Source organism: Prevotella conceptionensis 9403948 (assembly GCF_000312305.1).
Lineage (GTDB): Bacteria > Bacteroidota > Bacteroidia > Bacteroidales > Bacteroidaceae > Prevotella > Prevotella conceptionensis.
Genome location: NZ_HE999446.1, coordinates 101,712 through 123,218 on the forward strand (window position 1 = coordinate 101,712; position 21,507 = coordinate 123,218).

General features: G+C 47.4%; 14 protein-coding genes and 1 tRNA gene. 12 read left to right on the forward strand and 3 right to left on the reverse strand.

Features of this window, described 5'->3' with window-relative positions; all coding sequences use genetic code 11:
• Positions 1-681: outer membrane beta-barrel protein (locus tag BN93_RS18550; protein ID WP_044260043.1), on the forward strand; the 681-nt coding region annotated here is incomplete at its 5' end.
• A gap of 481 nt (positions 682-1,162) precedes the next feature.
• Here the strand turns inward: BN93_RS18550 and BN93_RS06675 are convergent.
• Positions 1,163-2,206 carry a DUF3800 domain-containing protein gene (locus tag BN93_RS06675; RefSeq protein WP_019187564.1) on the reverse strand — a complete coding sequence of 348 codons (1,044 nt, stop codon included), beginning with the start codon at positions 2,204-2,206 and terminating at the stop codon, positions 1,163-1,165.
• A 1,520-nt stretch (positions 2,207-3,726) separates the two neighbouring features.
• Here BN93_RS06675 and BN93_RS06680 point away from each other — a divergent pair.
• Complete coding sequence (locus BN93_RS06680; protein WP_019187568.1) at positions 3,727-4,554, forward strand: alpha/beta hydrolase; 828 nt, start codon at positions 3,727-3,729, stop codon at positions 4,552-4,554.
• Between the two features lie 56 nt (positions 4,555-4,610).
• Here BN93_RS06680 and BN93_RS17480 read toward each other — a convergent pair whose 3' ends face one another.
• Positions 4,611-4,751, reverse strand: coding sequence for a hypothetical protein (locus BN93_RS17480; RefSeq protein ID WP_019187569.1), 141 nt, complete (start codon positions 4,749-4,751; stop codon positions 4,611-4,613).
• A 484-nt stretch (positions 4,752-5,235) separates the two neighbouring features.
• Here BN93_RS17480 and BN93_RS06685 point away from each other — a divergent pair, with 484 nt between their 5' ends.
• The 4 genes from BN93_RS06685 (at position 5,236) to BN93_RS06700 (ending at position 12,017) form a co-directional block, all read left to right on the forward strand.
• Positions 5,236-7,146 carry a DEAD/DEAH box helicase gene (locus BN93_RS06685; protein ID WP_019187572.1) on the forward strand — a complete coding sequence of 637 codons (1,911 nt, stop codon included), beginning with the start codon at positions 5,236-5,238 and terminating at the stop codon, positions 7,144-7,146.
• A 214-nt stretch (positions 7,147-7,360) separates the two neighbouring features.
• Positions 7,361-9,589 carry a polyribonucleotide nucleotidyltransferase gene (gene pnp, locus BN93_RS06690; protein WP_019187573.1) on the forward strand — a complete coding sequence of 743 codons (2,229 nt, stop codon included), beginning with the start codon at positions 7,361-7,363 and terminating at the stop codon, positions 9,587-9,589.
• Positions 9,590-10,163: 574 nt separating this feature from the next.
• On the forward strand, positions 10,164-10,349 hold the full coding sequence (locus BN93_RS06695; protein ID WP_019187574.1) for a hypothetical protein: 186 nt from the start codon (positions 10,164-10,166) through the stop codon (positions 10,347-10,349).
• Between the two features lie 201 nt (positions 10,350-10,550).
• A complete protein-coding gene (locus BN93_RS06700; RefSeq protein ID WP_232211125.1) occupies positions 10,551-12,017 on the forward strand; it encodes a hypothetical protein in 1,467 nt (488 codons plus the stop codon).
• Positions 12,018-12,246: 229 nt separating this feature from the next.
• On the opposite strand, the gene recO is transcribed toward BN93_RS06700, so the two are convergent.
• Positions 12,247-12,975 carry a DNA repair protein RecO gene (gene recO, locus BN93_RS06705; protein WP_019187576.1) on the reverse strand — a complete coding sequence of 243 codons (729 nt, stop codon included), beginning with the start codon at positions 12,973-12,975 and terminating at the stop codon, positions 12,247-12,249.
• Between the two features lie 161 nt (positions 12,976-13,136).
• On the opposite strand from recO, the gene BN93_RS17485 reads away from it, so the two are divergent.
• From BN93_RS17485 to BN93_RS18555, 6 genes are all read left to right on the forward strand, one after another.
• Positions 13,137-13,208, forward strand: a tRNA-Glu gene (locus BN93_RS17485).
• Positions 13,209-13,233: 25 nt separating this feature from the next.
• The gene (rpsT, locus tag BN93_RS06710) at positions 13,234-13,488 is read left to right on the forward strand and encodes a 30S ribosomal protein S20 (protein ID WP_044260046.1); all 255 of its coding nucleotides are present in this window, start codon (positions 13,234-13,236) and stop codon (positions 13,486-13,488) included.
• Between the two features lie 563 nt (positions 13,489-14,051).
• Positions 14,052-15,263, forward strand: a complete 1,212-nt coding sequence (locus BN93_RS06715; protein ID WP_019187578.1) for a hypothetical protein — start codon at positions 14,052-14,054, stop codon at positions 15,261-15,263.
• A gap of 317 nt (positions 15,264-15,580) precedes the next feature.
• A complete protein-coding gene (gene gyrB, locus BN93_RS06720; protein WP_019187579.1) occupies positions 15,581-17,554 on the forward strand; it encodes a DNA topoisomerase (ATP-hydrolyzing) subunit B in 1,974 nt (657 codons plus the stop codon).
• A 600-nt stretch (positions 17,555-18,154) separates the two neighbouring features.
• Positions 18,155-20,533: a glycoside hydrolase family 95 protein gene (locus tag BN93_RS06725; RefSeq protein ID WP_044260146.1), complete on the forward strand. Its 2,379-nt coding sequence runs from the start codon at positions 18,155-18,157 to the stop codon at positions 20,531-20,533.
• Positions 20,530-21,507, forward strand: a 978-nt coding sequence (locus BN93_RS18555; protein WP_232211126.1) for an alpha-L-rhamnosidase N-terminal domain-containing protein, incomplete at its 3' end; no start/stop codon positions are given. The genes BN93_RS06725 and BN93_RS18555, both read left to right, overlap by 4 nt.

Consider the following 21,507-nt stretch of genomic DNA (forward strand, 5'->3'; position numbering starts at 1 on the left):
ACTTGGCAGATGGGCAACCCACTGCTGCGGCCAGAGTACGTACACGAATTAACGCTGCAAGGCGTGTGGCGGATAGTTCAGTTCCAGTTAGGTTACTCAGACACGCGCAACGCCATCATCAACTGGGGCACGCAGTCGGCAACGCACAGTGCAGTGTCGATAATGTCTTACCGCAACCTACCATCGGTTAAGCAGATGCGGCTGGCAGTGGTCGTGTCAAAGGGGTTTGGCGCGTGGACACCCCAACTTACGGCGGTGATGAACAAGCAGTTCCTGCACTTGACAACAGGAACGGGGCGGTACAACTTGAGCAGTCCCATCTGGGTTGTCAAACTGTCCAACAACTTCCAGATAGGCCGCACGCTGTCACTCTTCCTCACTGGCGACTATCAGAGCCAGGGCGACTACCGAAACGTGCATCTCAGCCGCGACATGTGGTCGGTCAACTTCAACGCCGTCAAGACACTGTTCCACGACCGCCTGAGTGTGCAGCTCAAGGTCAATGACATCTTCGACAGCAAAAAGGACCGCAACGACATCTACAACGACCAGATGGTGATGCGCCTGCTAAACCGATACGACTTCAGGGCCGTCTCAATAACCCTGCGATACAAGCTGAACAGTAAGGACTACAAATCCCACAGTCACAGCGATGCCGACCAAGAAGTCAAGCGGTTGTAATTAATTGAAAGTTTTCGTTAAGCCAAGTGAATAGTGTTGAGCTTGCTCGAACATCGGCATGGTGAGAAAACCCACTTTTAGAGGAACGAGAGAAGAGCTTTCGGGACTAGCTTGTATTCCTTTGCTTTTCTCGAATGGGGAGGTTAATAAGATGCACCTTGTAAAAAGTTAGGTGAAATGGTGAGCTTATGAGTTTGCGAATTGACAAGTTAACGAGTTGGCTAGTTAACAGTTGACAAGTAAGCAAGTTTACAAATCAATGGGTTAACCATTAAATAGATGAAACTGTTATTTTCGCCTTTTCACTCTTTCCCTCTTTCACCTTTGCCAGAGGGTAAAGTAATACGTTTGTGAGTTTATCTGTTGGCGGAGTTAATTTGGCGCGTGCCTAATTAGCTCCGCCAACAAGTTTGTTATTCTACTCTTTTATTCTTCGGTAATTTTACCGTCATCCCTAATTCTGTTTAAAGTCAAGACGACCTCAATGTGAGTTTATGAATGCATCATAATATCGTCGGTTTGTTACGATCCACAGATTACCTGTCTCGGACATTTCCTTTATTAGTTCAACGATAAACTTTTCATAGTTATTTAATCCTTGTCGAAGAAAAACTTTCATTAAGGACTTTAATGTGGAAGTTGCGATAACGTCAGCTGTCTGGAGAAATAATGACTCCTTAGAATCAGCTATTGAGAAATCTCTAATATAATTTTTCCATGAAAACATTCCTGTCAATTTTTCAAAAAAAGGATGGGGTCGCATCTGCATAAAGAGATCATAAATATGCCTGTATGCCTCATTACATAAAAAGCAATTATCGAATATAATACTAGTTTGATAATTCTTATTACGAGCATTTTTTGCCACCAACTGTCCTAATGTTGCAAATGCTGAATAGTTTGGAGAACGTATCACCGAGTTAGACCAGCCTTCATTATTTGGTGTGACAGCTAAGTCTTTTTCAAATAGCTCTTGAATATGACAACCTTCTAACATTTTTTTATAGCGAGAATCTTTAGTTCTCTCTATGACAATATGAATAGCTTTTTGGACGTTTTCTATTGTTGATGATGTAAATGCAGGAAGAATTGAATCATAATCTTCATCATTTAAAACTTCATAGAAATATTGTGCAGCTTTTATTTTTTCTTCTTTGTTATTGCACCATGTGTAATCTTTGTTGTCATTATATTCCCCATCAAGGAAATTATCTACAATTAATGCAGCTAGCATGTATCGTTTTTCTATTATTACAGCAGAAAAATCACAGTTTGCAGATTTCATTTCCTGTATAATTTCTTGAAGAACCTTATTCTTTTTAGGAGCTTTAATCCAGTTTGTAGCTTTTATTTCTTTTTCTTCTTTTTCTTTTGCGGATTCGAATTTTTCTTGTATATAATTTTTAAGATTGTCCATTTGAGATGAAGGAACAGAAACAGAAGAAAGGCAGAATATTTTCTGTGAATAATTCAGCAAATCTTTTCCCGTATTACCCGATTCATCTATGTAGGTTTTGTATTCCATAATTCTTAATGATGTTTTTTAAGATGTATATATATTAGTACAAAAGTAAATTTCCTCTATTGAAGTCGCCTTAACCTTTAAGACCTCCATCCTATAGAGCGGGCTTTATTGTCGTTGTGACACACAAACGAATCAAGATAAACGCTCCTCTTACGTGTGAAGTATTGGACAAAATTACAATAAAATTTGAAACCCTGCACCAATTTTCAGTGGTAAAAAGTTGTCATGTCTCGAAAAACAACCAACTGGAAGTTGTTCTGTGTATTCTTTGTAAGGAAGTGGTCTTTACTCTTAATGTTTCTATAAGCTGTGAGGTGTTTGTTTTCTTTGTGGTGCCAACACGGATAAACGCCCCTCTCTTATACGAAGTTCAGCACTAATCAACTTACTGGCTTATAATTTCGCGATAACCCAACAACTGGCGAATGCACCACCTCATCAACAAAAAAATCACAAAACCTCATCAACTCAAAACTTAAAATGATTATTTATATTTTACAATGTCACTCTAATTTTCACATCGTTCTAGCGAAAATATGGGTTAAAAAGTAGGTAAATAGGCACTATTTCTAGATTTTGTCGCCTTTCATTTTGTCTATTTTTAAGAACAAAGCCTGCATTTTGCACCATTTTACCTTTCTAGATTGGTTGCCAACTCATTATTGTTTACGCCCAATTACCCACTTTTAGCACCTAAAATCCCACTTTTTAACACCTATTTTACCCTTTTCGGCCATGTGTTTCGTGGTTTTAGAAGATTTTGTTTATACCATTGCGGTGGATATTTATGCTTTTCGCCTTGCATTTAGCAGCATTTTGCGCTGCATTTAGCACCAAAACACATTGCATTTAGTACCAAAACACCCTGCATTTTGCATCAAAACGTACTGCATTTAGCACCAAAACGCACTGCATTTAGCACCAAAACGCCCTTCATTTTGCAGCAAAACACCCCAAAACTGGTGTAAATGACGGTCTTTACTAAATAAATATTCATTTTGCCAACATTCACATACAACCCTTTTCCCATCAAAACAAACCTTCGCGAGAATCGATTTTTTGCGGCAAGGTGGGCCGTTGGTGGATAAAAAGGGCACTCATCATGTTAAAATTCTTACCGAAAAGATTACAGCGGTTGGCCGGCTGGCGAGTGAACAGACAGGCAAGAGAACAAGCGGATAAGTGGGCAGGTTAATCGCACTTTTCGAAGAACGTTTTCGTTAAGCCAAATGAACAATGCCGAGCTTGCCCGAACATTGTCATGGCGAGAAAACGCACTTTTCGAGGAACGAGAAAAGAACGTTTTCGTTAAGCCAAACGAACAATGCCGAGCTTGCCCGAACATTGTCATGGCGAGAAAACGCACTTTTCGAGGAACGAGAAAAGAACGGAAAAGGCATGCCTTTATAGAAACATTAAAGGTAAAGACGACTACGGGGCTAAAACATTCGTTTCGAAAAGGCGTTCTCAACTTTTATTGCTAACTTTGCAGTGTAAGCAAACACAGTAAAACAAAAAATATGAAAACGAAGAGATTTTTGTTGGCAGCGACCTTGATGCTGACTGCGGCAACATCGGCCTTTGCCCAAAAGACTTTTACCCTTAATTTGTGGCCGTCGGCACCTGCTGTGGCAGGCAGCGACGATAAGGATACGGCAAAGGTGCAGGTGTTTTTGCCGCGCGAGAAAATGGCTACGGGCAGGGCGGTGGTTATCTGTCCGGGTGGCGGATACCAAACGTTGGCGATGGATAGCGAAGGGCGCGACTGGGCTCCGTTCTTCAACAATATGGGCATTGCGGCCATTGTGTTGAAGTACCGCATGCCCAACGGCGACAAGCAGGTGCCCATCTCTGATGCCGAAGAGGCCATGAAACTGGTGCGGCGACATGCGGCCGAATGGCGCATTAAGCCTAACGAGGTGGGCATTATGGGCGCATCGGCTGGCGGACACCTGGCCTCGGTGCTGGCAACAAAGGCAACGGGCGATGCCCGACCCGACTTCCAAATTCTGCTCTATCCCGTTATCACCATGCAGCCGGGGCTTACCCATCGCGGTTCGCGCGAGCGTTTCTTGGGCAAGAACCCCAGTAAGGCCGACGAACGTGAATACAGCACCGACCAACAAGTTACGCGTTCTACGCCGCGGGCATGGATTGCGCTGAGCGACGACGACCGTACGGTGATGCCCATCAACGGTGTTAACTATTACGCAGAGCTTTATCGGCACGATGTTCCGGCATCGCTGCATGTCTTTCCTGGTGGAAGGCACGGCTGGGGGCGCAAGCAGACCTTTAAGTATAACTTAGAGATGGAACTCGAACTTAAAGCTTGGTTGCAGTCGTTCTAGACTTTTAGGCGCAGCCCAATTCTTTTTGGTGCGGCCCAAATTATCATTCTTCATGGCTACCCGTGTGGGGGAGCATGGCTATTACGCAAAGATAGCCACGCTCCCTCTTGCAGGTAGCCATGTTGCGTGTTGGCGATGGTGCAAGGTTTGCGGCCTGTTTCTTCCTTAACAAGGCGGTAAGCGAAGGGCGTTATCACTGTTTTAACCTGCAAACGTAGCCTATTCCAAGGCCGAAAACCCCATGTTGCTAACCCTGTTTTTGAGCCATATTGTGGGCGTTATGCCGTGAAACATGGCGGTGTGCAAATGCAATTTCTTTTCTAAAAATTTTCGTAACCCATTTATTTTCATTACCTTTGCACCGTTCAAACACGAATGTTGTCTATTATGGCTGGGGGCAACGGTTGGTTGGACAAGTAATAATAGACAAGGTTTCTAGGTTCGTGGGTTGATGAATTCATGATATTTGGATAACGATTAGCAACGATGAAGTCATCAACAAACAAGGTTTCGTTTGGTGTAAACCCCGCTTGTGGTGCGCTCTCTGGCTTGCCAAGGCTTGCATCTGCTTTCGCAACATGCCCCTAAGTGGGCGGTGTTGACGGGTAGATATGCCGTTTGTGACGTTATCTTTGGTTTGATGCGACCCCAACCGCGAAACCATTTTAACAACAAGAAGAATTGAAGACATTTGAAGATTTGGGCGTGAGCGAGCCTATATGCCGCGCCATCCAAGAGCTGGGTTTCGAGCAACCCATGCCTGTACAACAAGAAGTGATACCCTACCTGCTGGGCAATGGCAACGACGTTATTGCCTTGGCACAAACGGGAACGGGAAAAACAGCAGCCTACGGCATACCCGTACTGCAAAAGGTAAACCCCGAAGACAAGCATACACAAGCCCTTATACTTAGTCCTACGCGCGAACTTTGCCTGCAAATAGCCGACGATTTGGCCGACTTTTCCAAGTATGTGCAAGGTTTGCACGTGGTGCCCGTGTATGGCGGAGCGTCTATCGAGATGCAAATTCGCCAACTACGCAAGGGTGCACAGATAATCGTGGCCACGCCAGGCCGACTTATCGACCTGATGAAACGCGGTGTTGCACAACTAGACAACGTGAACAACGTGGTGCTAGACGAGGCCGACGAGATGCTGAACATGGGCTTTACCGAGAGCATCAACGCCATATTCGAGGGCGTTCCTGCCGATCGCAACACGCTGCTCTTTTCGGCAACGATGAGCAGGGAGATTGAAAAGATAGCCAAAAACTATCTGAATGACTACAAAGAAATTGTGGTGGGAAGTCGTAACGAGGGTGCCGAGAAGGTGAACCACATATATTATATGGTGAATGCCAAAGACAAATACCTGGCACTTAAACGTCTGGTTGACTTCTATCCGCGCATCTTCGCCATTATTTTCTGCCGAACAAAGCTTGAAACACAAGAAATAGCCGACAAGCTTATTCGCGACGGATACAATGCCGAGGCTTTGCACGGCGACCTAAGTCAGCAACAGCGCGACCTCACCATGCAAAAGTTTCGTAACCACAACGTGCAGTTCTTGGTGGCCACTGATGTTGCCGCACGTGGATTGGACGTTGACGACCTGACACATGTTATAAACTACGGACTGCCAGACGACATTGAGAGTTACACCCACCGCAGCGGACGAACAGGGCGTGCCGGCAAGAAAGGGACGTCTATCAGCATCATCCACACGCGCGAACGCTCAAAGGTGCGCGCCATCGAGAAGATTATCCAAAAGGAATTTGTAGACGGAACACTGCCCACGGCCAAGGAAATATGCAGCAAACAGCTGTATAAGGCTATGGACGCCATATCTAAGGTTGACGTGAACGAGGAAGAAATTGCCCCGTTCCTCGAAGAGATTAACCGCCACTTCGAGTACATCGACAAAGAAGACCTTATCAAAAAGATTGTAAGCATGACCTTCGGCCGTTTCTTAGACTACTACGCCAACGCGCCCGAAATAGAGAAACCGTCGCTGAAACGCAACGAACGCGAGGGCAAAAGGGCCGAACGTGGTGGCGGTCGCGATGCCCAGCGTGGTGCACGCGGCAAGCGTACGGAGCGCGGTGCACGTGGCGTGCGCAAAGCCGAGGCAGGTTATCGCCGCCTGTTTGTTAACCTAGGTAAGGACGATGGGTTCTATCCTGGCGAGGTAATGCAGTTTATCAACCGCAATGTTCAAGGCCGCGTGGCCGTAGGGCATATCGACTTGTTGGGCAAATTCTCGTACATCGAGGTTCCCGAAGGCGATGCCTCGCGCGTGATGCAGGCCCTTTCGGGCGCAAGTTATAAAGGTCGCGACGTGCGATGCAACGATGCCGACGAGGGCGGACACGGCCGTTCGGCCTCGGCTAAGGGCGGCAGAAAGGGGCAACGCTTCGCCGATTCGGCTTCCACAGCAGGCGGAAAGCGCGGACGTAAGGCGCAACGCCAGTTTAACGACGATAACGAAACGGGCGATTGGCGGCAGTTTTTCCAACAGCCTGCGCCCAAACTAAAAGGCGCGGAACCCGATTTCTCGGAAGAAGGATGGGCTAGGCGCAGGCCGAAAGCCTAGGGTTGGCAGGCTAGGCCAATCGGTAAAATCGGAAAAGTCTGACTGGTCAGACTAGTCCGACAGGTCCGACTAGTCCGACCGATCCTACCAGTCCGATTAATTAAAAACAAAGGTAAAAACAAAAAATAACGCATTGATTATTCGTCATTTCCTTTTTTATTACCTACCTTTGTGCCAATTTATTTTTAGATGTTTTAAAACAATAAGTTTTTAGATGAACGTAATAACGAAAACAATTTCATTGCCTGATGGCAGAACCATCAGCATTGAGACCGGGAAAGTGGCAAAGCAGGCCGATGGTTCGGCTGTCGTTCGTATGGGCAACACCGTGCTACTTGCTACTGTTTGTGCCGCAAAAGATGCAGTTCCCGGAACAGATTTTATGCCTTTGCAGGTTGATTACAGAGAGCAGTATTCTGCCGCAGGGCGTTTCCCCGGCGGTTTTACCAAACGCGAAGGCAAGCCTGGCGACAACGAGATTCTTACCTCGCGCCTTGTAGACCGCGTTTTGCGGCCCTTATTCCCGTCAAACTACCATGCAGAAGTTTATGTAAACGTGATGCTGTTGTCGGCAGATGGTGTTGACCAACCCGACGCTTTGGCCGGCTTGGCCGCGTCTTCGGCAATGGCATGTTCAGATATTCCCTTCGATTTCTACATCAGCGAGGTTCGCGTTGCTAGGGTTAACGGCGAGTATGTTGTTAATCCCACCTTCGAGCAAATGAAGGAGGCCGACATGGATATCATGGTGGGCGCAACCAAGGATAACATCATGATGGTGGAAGGCGAAATGGACGAGGTTACCGAACAAGACCTTATCCAAGCCCTCAAAGTGGCTCACGATGCCATCAAGCCCATGTGCACCATGCAAGAAGAACTGGCCAAGGAACTGGGTAAAGACGTTAAGCGCGAATACGACCACGAGGTGAACGACGAAGATTTGCGCAAGCAGATGAACGACGAGCTGTATCAGCCCGTGTACGATGTTACCAAGCAGGCCCTGGCTAAGCAAGAACGTCACGATGCTTTCGACAAAATCGTTACCGACTTCTTGGAGAAGTACGATGCCGAAAACACCGAAAAGCTTACCGCCGAAGAGCTGGAAGAGAAGCACGCTTTGGCTGCACGCTACTACGACGATGTGTTGCGCGATGCCATGCGCCGTTGCATCCTCGATGAGGGCAAGCGCCTTGATGGTCGTAAGACCGACGAAATTCGTCCCATTTGGTGCGAAGTTAGTTCGCTGCCCATGCCTCATGGTAGCGCCATCTTCACCCGTGGCGAAACACAAAGCCTTTCAACATGTACGTTGGGCACAAAGCTTGATGAGAAAATGGTAGACGATGTGCTCGACAAGAGTTACATGCGTTTCCTTTTGCACTATAACTTCCCTCCCTTCTCAACAGGCGAGGCCAAGGCTCAACGTGGCGTTGGCCGTCGCGAAATTGGCCACGGCCACTTGGCTTGGCGTGGTTTGAAGGGCCAGATTCCCGCCGACTATCCTTACACCGTGCGTGTGGTAAGTCAGATTTTGGAGAGCAACGGTTCTTCGTCTATGGCCACCGTATGTGCAGGAACGCTTGCTTTGATGGATGCAGGTGTGCCTCTTAAAAAGCCCGTTAGCGGTATTGCTATGGGTCTTATCAAAAATCCGGGCGAAGAGAAATACGCCATCCTCAGCGACATCCTTGGTGACGAGGACCACTTGGGGGACATGGACTTTAAGACAACGGGTACGAAAGACGGACTTACGGCCACGCAGATGGACATTAAGTGCGACGGCTTGAGTTTTGAAATTCTTGAAAAGGCCCTGATGCAAGCTAAGGCAGGCCGCGAGCACATCCTTGGCAAGCTTACCGAAACGATTGCAGAGCCACGTCCCGAACTTAAACCGCAAGTTCCACGCATCGTGCAAATCGAAATTCCCAAAGAATTTATCGGTGCCGTTATTGGCCCTGGTGGAAAGATTATCCAGCAGATGCAAGAAGACACGGGTACGACGATTACCATCGACGAAGTGGATGGTAAGGGTAAGGTTCAGGTGAGCGCACCCGACAAAGCCAGCATCGATGCAGCCCTATCAAAGATACGTGCCATTGTTGCCGTTCCCGAAGTGGGCGAGGTTTACGAAGGCACCGTGCGCTCGGTTATGCCTTATGGCTGTTTCGTAGAGATTATGCCAGGCAAAGACGGATTGCTGCACATTTCGGAAATAGATTGGAAACGCCTTGAAACAGTTGAAGAGGCTGGCATTAAGGAAGGCGACAAGATGCGGGTGAAACTGCTCGACATCGACCCCAAGACGGGCAAGTACAAGCTGTCGCGCCGTGTGTTGATGGAGAAACCCGAAGGATATGTAGAGCGCGAACGCCGTCCACGTGGCGACAGGCCCGAAAGAGGTGAACGCCGCGGCCGCCGCGACGACCGTCACGACCGCGATTAAGCCAACATGAAAGTCGTTGTTGGCATGTGTTGCGCCGACATGCTCTTGCATGGCATGCGCATATCGTGTACGTAAGGTAGGCACAATATTTAATTGGCGAGCCGTCTTTGCAATAAAGGCGGCTCGCTCCCTTTTTGTGAGGATGTAGCCTTAAACAGTCTTCCTGAGCCCATTAGAAATGAAAAAGATGCTTAATTAATTTGGTGGCAAAGAAAATAAACGTTAATTTTGCATGCGTATTTTAGAGATAGGAGTTGAAAGGATTAAGAGGAGTAAACAAATCGTAGTTGCATTCATGCATTAAGGAAGGAATGCCTTCAAGGATAACGGGCGTAAAGCACATGAAGGATAATACTTCTGTTGTTCGGAAGTTTAAAGCGACTTGTGGGTTGTTAATAGGGTTGCTGTTATCACCGTGATGATGAGAGAATATTTGGTAAGCAGGTGCTTATCCTTTGCGCGTATAGCGAATGCAGAATCCTCTTAGCAATTTCACGCGCAAACGTCAGTAGTACGCATTCTCTAGATATGTACTTAAAAGAAAAAAGGATATTAAGAAACGAAATGTATAGTTATGATGAAAGAAAATGTAGGTAGCGTAAAGAAAGTTTATCTTAAACCATTAATGGAGATTTTGTTTTTCGATGTAACATTGTCTATCCTGGCGGGGAGTCCTCCTGTCGGTGGCGGTGCTGGTGAAGCAGGTGACGACACCCCCTTATCTGCCAAACACGATGAATATTTCGAGGAAGATGTATAATTTCGTAGTGGTATTATAAATGGAACAGACAATAAGGAATATATAAAAGAGAATAACGAAATGAAACAACGTTTTTTATTGGTTTTCGTCGTATTAGCTACAATAGTTTTTTCAAGTTGTTCAAATGAGAACACAACACAAGAAAGTGATGTGCAATCCCTGGGTGAAGTGACGGAGTTCGTTTCGGTTGATAGAAAAGTCATGCCTAAAACGAAGACCCGGACAACGGGGATATATGATGGTTCTGCGATAAAGTTTTATTGGACGTCGGGCGATAAGCTGTGGATTAATAACCCCGCAACTCCGTCAGTGTTTACTCAAAGTGTAAAAGACGACATAGACAAGCGTATTGCTGTTAGTAAAGATGGTAAATCAAAATATGCCAACTTCTATTTTTCAGGCACACTTACAGCAAATTCGTATAAACTGAGATATACAGGGAAAGGAAATCCCGCAAGCGACAAGGTTACCATTAAGTCTCAACAAACGCAGCAATTATCCAACGACGCCTCGCATATTGGTGAAGATGGCGACTGTGGCACGGCAACGGCCAACAAGAATGGCGGGCGATACGAGTTCACACTCGACCATAAGTCAGCCTATCTTACCTTCACTCCTTATTATAGTAAGGACGAATTGGATAATTCTGTAACGGTGAAGAGCATCAAGGTGACGGCAAACGAGAACCTTGCAGGTACGTTCGACTTCAACGACAACGGCCTACAAACGGCTTCCGTCACCGCTCCATCCAAAAGCGTTACACTGGCATTGACAGGGGCTTTTAACATTCCCAAGGCAATCAACCATACCAAGAACGCGGCCATTATGGTGGTTGCGCCTGGCACATACACCAACTTCACGGTGGAATATACGCTTGCCGACTCGCAAACGGGCGTAACAGGGACGGTTTCGAAGACGTATTCTAGCGTGACATTAAACGCTGGAAAGAACGTGCCTGTGAAGTTCGACCTTGCCATGGAGAATTATGGCATGGACTATTATATGTGGGATGCCGGTAAACCTTATTGGGATGGATACACGGGTAAGTTGCCTGTTAAAGACGGGGAGCAGGCTCCTTACGAAGCATCTGGCACCAACCGCTACTTCAATGGCGATGGAATCAACCTCTACGCTGTTAACGCATGCAAGGTTTGTCCTAACGCCAACGAGGCCGCTTTGTATGTGTTTAGGGGTGACCCACATTGGGACGAAACAACACTTTGGGTGAAAAACAAACACCTATACAAAGGGGGTATGTGGTTTTTGAAACTGAAGTATTGCGATAGAGGTCCTTATAAATCTCCCGTAACCACCTACCCTGATGGCGTAGACTATCGTGCCAATTCGTATTGGGCAACTTGGGACGAATCGACTAAGAAAATAAATGGCTCTAGTTGGGTAAAGAAACCTGGCCAAGGTAGGCCTGCCGACACCAGCAAATACTTTTATCTCCCTGCCATGGGTTATCTTGATAACGATGCAGGCAAGCAAGGTGTTCTCAAACTAAATACCGCAGGCTACCAAGGAGCTTATTGGACATCAACGTCTGTTGTGTTTAGCGGTTGGTCGCGGCAAGCCATCAGTCTGCATTTCTCTAAAGATCAAGTGGGCTTAGACGCTGACCTAAGACTGTGGTCTTATCCAATCTTTACGGTGGCAGATAAGTAATTGGCGTGAGTTCTCAACGTGAGATTTCGCTAATGGCAATTTTATAAGGCATCCTTTAGACAACCTTTCACTATATCGGTTGCACATAACATGGGTTTTAAAAGCGGTGGCATCAAGTTCACTGGTTAAGAAATCGTGTTATGTGCAACTTTTTTTGTTTCTCCCTATGTAACCGTTTGAACTTGATAGAGACATAGAGGTGTGGTGCAATTTGTATGGTATCTCTCCCTTATTCGCCATACACCGCCCGCAACACATCAAACGATTTCAGTTCGGGAAAGTCGGGTATGTGCAGGCGATAGAAGTTGATGGCTAGTTGCGTACAGCGGTTCCGCTCGTTGTGCGAGAGGGCGAAACGGTGCATCGTTTGGGGCGTTATGCGCATAAGCGTGGCCATTTGGGCGGCATCGGCCGAGGAGAGATAATCGTTGTGCATGGGAATGGCCGGTACGAAACAGCCACTTCGTAGGTCGAAAAGGCAACCTGGAGAGTAGTTTTCCAAGTTAGGATAGAAACCTAAGAACCGCGAAAGCCTTATCATAAAGGCCAGGTGGAAGTTGGCGAACAGCTGTTGCGCGCCGTCGAGCCAGCGAACACTCGTTTCCACATAGCGATATAGCGGCACGTTTTGCTGCTCGCTACGTGTGGCGTGGCAAAGAAACTCGGCCAAGAAAAGCGTTATGGCCAATTTAGCCTCGCTATATGGTATGGACGTGAAGGGGTAGGCCATGCGCGCATCGCGTAGTCGTTGCAGTCGCGCGTTGGGTCGGTGGTCTAGTTCAATCTCCAAAATCGTAAGCGGCTGAAACAGCTGTTTCTTAATCTTCGCTTTCTGCGTGCGTGGAATGTTGCTCACAAACGAAACTCGCCCGAACGTCTCCGTGAGCATGTCGGTTATCAGTTGGCTGTCTCCGTATTTGATGGAGCGTAGCACGATGGCATGAGTTTTTACGAGCATAGACCTGATGATATTATGTAATGAGTGGGTGGCAAAAACATGCCTTAAAGCGACTTTACCCTTGCAAAAATACGAAAAATCAGCCTTTTAGAGAAAAATATCACATGAAAGTTTGGTGGAAAGGATAAAAGTGTGTACCTTTGCAACCGCAAACAAGCAATGGTCCCTTCGTCTATCGGTTAGGACGAGAGATTTTCATTCTCTAAAGAGGAGTTCGACTCTCCTAGGGACTACTAAAAAATAAAAAGGAAATAAGAGATGGCAAATCACAAATCATCATTAAAGAGAATACGCCAAACAAAGGTGCGGACTCTGCATAACAAGTATTATGCGAAGACTATGCGTAATGCCGTTCGTAAGCTGCGCGCTCTTACCAATAAGGATGAGGCTGTTAAGCTTTATCCCACCGTTCAGAAGATGCTGGACAAACTCGCAAAGACCAACGTTATACACAAGAACAAGGCAGCCAACTTGAAGTCGAGCTTGGCGCTGCATATCAATAAGCTGGGCTAATAGCTCGGTTTTAAGTCGACTTTTACAAATCCGCAGTTCCAAAATAAGGAGCTGCGGATTCTTGTTTTTTTAGCGGTACTTCGCTTAGGAGTTGGGAGATTAAGGAGTTAAGCCGTATGTTTTTGAAATGATGGGCAGACGAACTTATGGGCGGTGCTGTATGCAGCAAAACGATGTGCGGCTCCGTTGTTAAGGGAATGCTGTTTGCCGCTATGAGGGGGACGTAAGAATGTTCTTTGATTGATAATATTTCTCTCACTAGCTGTAACCTATCTGGTTTTATTTGTACTTTTGCGATGCTCGTACAGATTAGTTTTGCGACACTAGGCAAGCTGAACTCTTCGGAAAACGCGATGCTGTGCTTTTTGTCTAGAGGCAAAAGGAGAGAGAGTAGGGCAATGAGTTGCGCAATTAAGGAAGAAAAAAGATATTAGGCGAATCAGTAAAATGTGGACAACTGAACGGATTGGGGCACTTTGGGGAAAATATACAAGGTGCTTTCGAATCTCTAACTTCCACGTTTCTATATTCTTAAATTTACTACAAATTAAAAAGATAAGTATATGAAAGTATTAATTACTAGTTGTGTTATGGTGTTTGTCATGGCAATATCTGTTGCGAAAACGCCGGAGAACATAAGCTATGAGACTCTGAAAAATACACCACCAATGCAATGGACTTGCCAAGAAATAGAGAAAGACCAAGACCTTCTCGCTTCAATGCAAAACGATGACTACAAAATTTATGCAAGCAACGTCAAAGAAAAGTTTGAGTTATATGCGAGTCCTTCATCTCCTGACGACAAATACCTTATCACGCAGGCTGTACTAAAGGTCGAAAATCCTATGTTTGATACTGGCAACTTGCTTAAACACATCTCATCGTGGATTGAAACGAATAAAGGATGGAAGGTGTTAGGGGTGGATAAGAAAAACAATACAGTCAATTCAGCTGCATCAATCAATATCGCAAACAATGCAAGCTTTTTGACGATAAACAAAATATCAATCGCTCCAACGCTAAGCATACAACTCGTAGACGGTAAGATGCTAATCATGTCATTCATGGTGGACAGCTACCAAAACGTTGAGTTCCACGGTAGTGAAGACAAGCGTCCGATTACATATAGTGCTAAAATATCAAAGGTTTTCCCTTTCGTTCCCAAGTCGTCTTATAAAATTAGTTATGCAAAAGCATATGTGAACACATACAAATATTTTTGGAACTTCATTTCACAACTTCGAGATAATCTAAATGATAGTTTCCAAAAGGATAGCCAGTTGCTTGCCCAATTACATTATGAATACTCCAGAGACTCGCTTAACGCAAAATACGGAGAACCAACAAAGATTGTCAAAGGTACGACAACTGACCCTGACCTCAACAAAGAAATTATCTTTTATGAGAATGCAAAAAAGGTTGTGTGTATGGGTAAAACAATAGACTTTAAGGATGTTGTTAGCTGCGAAGTAGCTGATGATCCCGAATTTATTCCTGGACGTACGACAACCTATGGCGCGGAAATCTCCTTTTTCGGACTAGGATTCGGTGGATCGGAAACGCGTGCTACCCCAGATAAGACCATACACAATTTCGTTGTGCACGTCAAAATAGATAACCTAGCAATGCCTTTCGTGCATATAGCAACTGGTAGGGACGAACAAAAGGCAAGGGAAATAGCATCTAGTTTTGAATACATCATTCGACACCAGCAGGATAAGACTGAACGCATCCAGCCTGTTACGCCCAAGAAAAGTACAAGACAAAGGCGATAATCCAGAGAAAAATCTGTCTATCTAGTTTGCCGTTTTAGCAGGTTTGGCCGCAATATGCTGTGTAGGAGGCGTTCAAAGTCCTTACTGCTGGCGAAGATGATGTAGTAACGAACATCAGTTACTCTTGGTTTGACATGAGCAACACAATAAAACCTGAATAACATGCAGCAAGTTGTAGGGTGTGGGGACAAACAAACGCGCATTCTGCAACTTTAAACGGTAAATAACATTTCTTGTGTACGTCAAAATGCAGTTAAACCTTTCTGTTTCTCACTGATTTTTAGTATCTTTGCATATTAAAATTCCTAATCAAGACAATGGTAGAAAATCAAAACAACGAGAACAACTACTCGGCCAGTAACATCCAAGTGCTTGAAGGCTTGGAAGCGGTGCGCAAACGCCCCGCGATGTACATCGGAGACATCAGCGAAAAGGGACTGCACCACCTCGTTAACGAAACTGTGGATAACTCTATCGACGAGGCTATGGCCGGTTATTGTAGCAACATCGAAGTAACGATTAACGAAGATAACTCCATAACCGTGCAAGACGACGGGCGAGGCATACCCGTAGACGAACACGAAAAGCTGCACAAATCGGCACTGGAAGTGGTGATGACCGTGCTGCACGCCGGCGGTAAGTTCGACAAAGGCTCGTATAAGGTGAGCGGCGGACTGCATGGCGTGGGCGTTAGCTGCGTTAACGCATTGTCTACCAGGATGCTCTCGCAGGTGTTCCGCGATGGAAAAATTTACCAACAAGAGTACGAAACGGGTAAACCGCTTTATCCAGTAAAGGTTGTCGGCGAGACGGATAAGCGCGGAACGCGCCAACAATTTTGGCCCGACCCCAGCATTTTCACCACAACGGTGTACCGTTGGGACATCATTGCATCGCGCATGCGCGAATTGGCGTATCTCAATGCCGGCGTTAAGATAACCCTGACCGACCTTCGCCCCGACGAAAACGGCAAGACACGTACGGAAACGTTCCATGCCAAAGACGGACTGAAAGAGTTTGTGCGTTACGTTGACCGCCACCGCACACACCTCTTCGACGATGTTATCTACCTTAAAACGGAGAAACAAAACATCCCCATCGAGGTGGCTGTGATGTACAACACCGATTACAGCGAGAACATACACTCGTATGTGAACAACATCAACACCATTGAAGGCGGTACCCACCTCACGGGTTTCCGCATGGCCCTTACGCGTACGCTCAAAGCCTACGCCGACAACGACCCCGTAATATCCAAGCAGATAGAGAAATCGAAGATTGAAATAGCAGGCGAAGACTTCCGCGAAGGACTTACCGCCGTTATCTCCATCAAGGTGGCCGAGCCGCAGTTTGAAGGCCAAACCAAAACCAAGCTGGGCAACAGCGAAGTGTCGGGTGCCGTTCAGCAGGCCGTAGGCGAGGCCCTGGGCTATTATCTGGAAGAGCATCCCAAGGAGGCTAAGCTTATTTGCGATAAGGTGATACTTGCCGCCACTGCGCGTATTGCTGCCCGCAAGGCACGCGAGAGTGTTCAGAGAAAGAACCCCATGTCGGGCGGCGGACTACCAGGTAAACTGGCCGACTGCTCTAACAAAGACCCCAAAACGTCTGAAATATTCCTCGTGGAGGGCGACTCGGCAGGTGGTTCGGCCAAGCAAGGGCGCGACCGCTACACGCAAGCCATACTTCCGCTGAAAGGAAAGATATTGAATGTGGAGAAGGTGCAATGGCATAAGGTGTTCGAGGCCGAGTCGGTAATGAACATCATACAGAGCATTGGCGTGCGTTTTGGCGTTGAAGGCGAAGACGATAAGGAGGCCAACATCGACAAGTTGCGCTACGATAAGATTATCATCATGACCGACGCCGACGTCGATGGTTCGCACATCGACACGCTTATCATGACCCTTTTCTATCGTTTCATGCCCCGCATCATACAAGAAGGTCACCTGTACATCGCCACACCGCCCCTGTACCTCTGCACTTATAAGAACAAGGTTCGTGAGTATTGCTACAACGAGCAGCAACGCCAGGCCTTTATCGACAAGTACGGCGAAGGGCAAGAAGACAACAAGAGCATACACGTGCAACGCTATAAAGGTTTGGGAGAGATGAATCCCGAACAGCTTTGGGAAACGACGATGGACCCCTCAACGCGCCTGCTTAAACAAGTGACCATCCAAAACGCCGCCGATGCCGATGAGATTTTCTCCATGCTTATGGGCGACGACGTGGAGCCACGCCGCGAGTTTATCGAGCAAAACGCCACTTACGCCAACATCGACGCATAAGGGCAACCGCGTATGTGGTAAAGTTTCTGAGTTCGTTGGTTTGTGCGTTCATCGGCCTTCTAACGCTTTCTGATGTATAAAGTAGCAGGCTTTGGGCAGAATGGAGCGCACAGCAGATAACATTAAGCTAACAACTCGCAAGCTTACATGTATATAGGCATGTTCAAAAATTACCTTTACTGTATTTTAGCTTTTAGCTGAGCAGGTTTTGCTTACGGCTTGAAGGAGCATAGTGGACTATGCGACTGAAAGAGAAAGCAAAAGATGCCAGATAAAAGCAAAAAGACAGTGAAGAGCAATACAAGGAGCAATGATTGAACTTTTGCGGGGAATTTTTAGAACATGCCTATATAATAAGGAGAGACTGCCTTTCGGGTGCAGCCTCTTCTTTGTTATTGGGCAGGTTCTAAAAACAAACGCGCAATTGTTGGCACCTGTCCTTAACGGTGATTATTAGCAAAACGGCCACGCTGGCCGCCCAAACGCCTGTGCAGGCAGTGCCTTGCGCGCTGCGGCTTATGGCGCAGTCAAGTGGAAAACGCCGTGGTAGGCGGATGGCGTTTACCGCATATCTTTTCCACAAAAAACAACAATCGACAAATGAGAAAGACTATCTTAGCAACAGCAACCCTACTTTTTTCGGCCCTCACATCGTTCGCCCAAGGCGTTCCCTTGCGCATTTGGGACAATCGCCCCGGCTCCTTCTTCGAGAACAGCATGCCCATTGGCAACGGCAAGCTCGGCGCAATGGTAGACGGAAACCCGCATTGCGACTATCTTAAACTGAACGACATCACGCTGTGGAGCGGCAAACCCATCGACCCAAACGAAGATGCAGGCGCGCACAAGTGGATTCCACTGATACGCAAAGCCTTGTTTGAAGAGAATTACGCATTGGCCGACTCGCTGCAACTGCGCGTGCAAGGGCATAACTCGGCTTGGTATCAGCCGCTTTCCATCCTGTGCATCCGCGACACGAAAGTGCCTGCAAACGCTGATATGCCTTTGAAGAACTATCGCCGAGAACTTGATTTGGACAGTAGCTTGGTAAAGGTGAGTTATGAAAGTGAGGGCGTAAGTTATCGTCGAGAATACTTCGCCTCGCATCCCGACCGCGCCATCATGGTTCGCCTTACGGCCAACAAGCCCCACGCCATCAGCCTGCAACTGTCGCTTACCTCGTTGCTCAACCATCAAACACGTGTGGAAGGCAACACCATCAGGCTCACGGGTCATGCCGAAGGCCACCCCGACAGCACCGTTCACTTTTGTAACCTGCTGCAAGCGAAGGCCACAGGCGGCACCATAACGGCGCAGGATAGCACGCTCTTGATAAGCAACGCCACACAAGTGGTGCTGTATATCGTTAACGAAACAAGCTATAACGGCTTTGACAAGCATCCCGTAACGCAAGGCGCAGCCTATGTGCAACTGGCAGAAACCGACTTGAAGAACCTGCAAAACTGCACGTTCGAACAACTAAAACAAAACCATACGGGCGATTATCAGGCCCTTTTCGGCCGCCTTGCCCTGCATTTGGATGGCACAAAGCTTGATATGCACCGAACAACCGAGCAGCAACTGCTAGACTACACCAAGCGGGGAGAAACCAATCCTTATCTCGAAACGCTTTACTTTCAGTTTGGTCGATACCTGCTCATCAGCTCATCGCGCACACCTGGCGTGCCTGCTAACCTGCAAGGGCTTTGGAATCCGCACGTTAGGGCACTTTGGCGAAGTAATTACACGGTTAATATCAACCTCCAAGAGAACTATTGGCCTGCGCAAGTGGCCAATCTGGCCGAACTGACCACGCCTTTGGTAGGCATGGTGAAGGCGTTGTCTGTAAATGGGCGTTACGCTGCACGAAACTATTACGGCATCAACGAGGGCTGGTGTTCGAGCCATAACACCGACCTGTGGGCCATGACGAACCCCGTGGGAGAGAAACGAGAAAGTCCTGAATGGGCCAACTGGAACCTCGGAGGAGCATGGTTGTTGAGCAACCTTTGGGAACAGTACGACTTTACGCGCGACCGCCATTATCTTCGCCACACGCTCTACCCTCTGATGAAGGGGGCGTGCGACTTTATGTTGCAATGGCTTGTTGAAAACCCCAAGAAACCTGGCGAGCTGATTACTGCGCCCAGCACATCGCCCGAAAACGAATATGTTACGCCCGATGGCTACCACGGCACAACGGTGTATGGCGGTACGGCAGACCTCGCCATATTGCGAGAATTGTTCGCCAACACGGCTACCGCAGACGAAATTCTGAACGGACGGCCAACGGCTTTCAGCAAAAGGCTGCGCCAAACGATAGGCCGCTTGCATCCATATACCGTGGGCAAGGAGGGCGACTTGAACGAATGGTACTACGATTGGAGCGATTTCGACCCCCAACATCGCCACCAAACCCACCTTATCGGGCTGTATCCGGGTCACCACATCGCGCCCGAAACAACGCCCGAACTAGCTGAGGCCGCCCGAAAGACACTTGTTCAGAAGGGAGACATCTCTACGGGATGGAGCACGGGATGGCGCATTAACCTTTGGGCTAGGCTTTACAATGGCGAGAAGGCTTACCAGATATACCGTAAACTGCTGACCTATGTGGCCCCCGATGCCATCAGGAAGAGCGATGCAGGCCCTGGTGGCGGCACCTATCCCAACCTTTTCGATGCCCATCCGCCTTTCCAAATAGACGGCAACTTCGGCGGAACGGCTGGCGTTTGCGAAATGCTGATGCAAAGCGCACGTGGTATTAGGCTCTTGCCAGCATTGCCCTCTGCATGGCCTTCGGGCAGTGTTAAGGGCCTTTGTGCGCGTGGTGGTTTCGTTGTAGACTTCTCTTGGCACAATGGTAGCGTAACCCAAGTGCGCATTAAGAGCAAGGTGGGCGGACAAACCACGTTGTACTATAATGGAAAGGCGCACAAAGTGAAGTTAAAGGCGGGTAAGGAGGCCGTCTTACGATGAAGTGCAGGGCGTGCATGATGGGTGTTCCCCTCGCCGTTGCCCTTGTAGCATTAGCATGGGCTGTGTCGGTGCCTGTTCGTGGTGCAAAGGCCATGTTTGCAGCCACGAATAATGTCTGCGCGTACAACGCCAGTGCTTTTTCGGATCCAAAAGGCGATGGTATGCAATGTGCCGATGGGGCTTTGGCTGTTGTTTCCACATCGCACGCTCTGTCTTCGCCTATTATATATAAGGAGTACCAAGGCCAATATAACGCTGTTTCTCGCGTAGGTGGCGAAAGTGATGTGGCAGCATGTTCCGCCACTCCTATTATATATAAGGAGTGTCAAGGGCAAGATGATGCTGTTTTCCGTACTGACGGTGAAAGCGTTGTGGCAACCTCTTCCACCACTCCTATTATATATAAGGAGTGCCAAGGGCAAGATACTGCTGTTTTTCGCACAGGCGGCGAAAGCGTTGAGGTTGTCTCTTCCACCACAGCTATGATAAATGAAGGCTCGCAGATGCAGTGTCAAAGTTCGATTGTTGGCGATGAAGATAGTTTGGTTGTGCCGCGTTCAGTACCTGTTTCAACTCCATCGAAATGCGTTGTAAATGAAGAGGGAACGAGTAATTGCGCCTTTGCGCCAACATCTTCCATGCGTTTAACCCCTTATCAAGCACCGTGGATAAGTGCGGCACAGCCAGATTCCACCGCGATGCAATGGTTTTTGCGAACGTATAAGCAGAACGGCAAGCCGCGCAAAGCCTACGTTAGCGTGGCCACCACAGGCAAAACGCAGCTGTTGGTGAACGGAATGAACGTAAGCAGAAACCTCTTTGAACCTCATCGCGCACAAGGCGACACGTCGGTTGTTAACATCGTCTACGACGTTACGCCATTCCTATCCCGCAAGGCCAACACCATCTCGCTGTGGTATTGTCCTACAATGCCACATGTTGGTCGCCGTCAAGTGGCCGTTAGCTATTGGGGC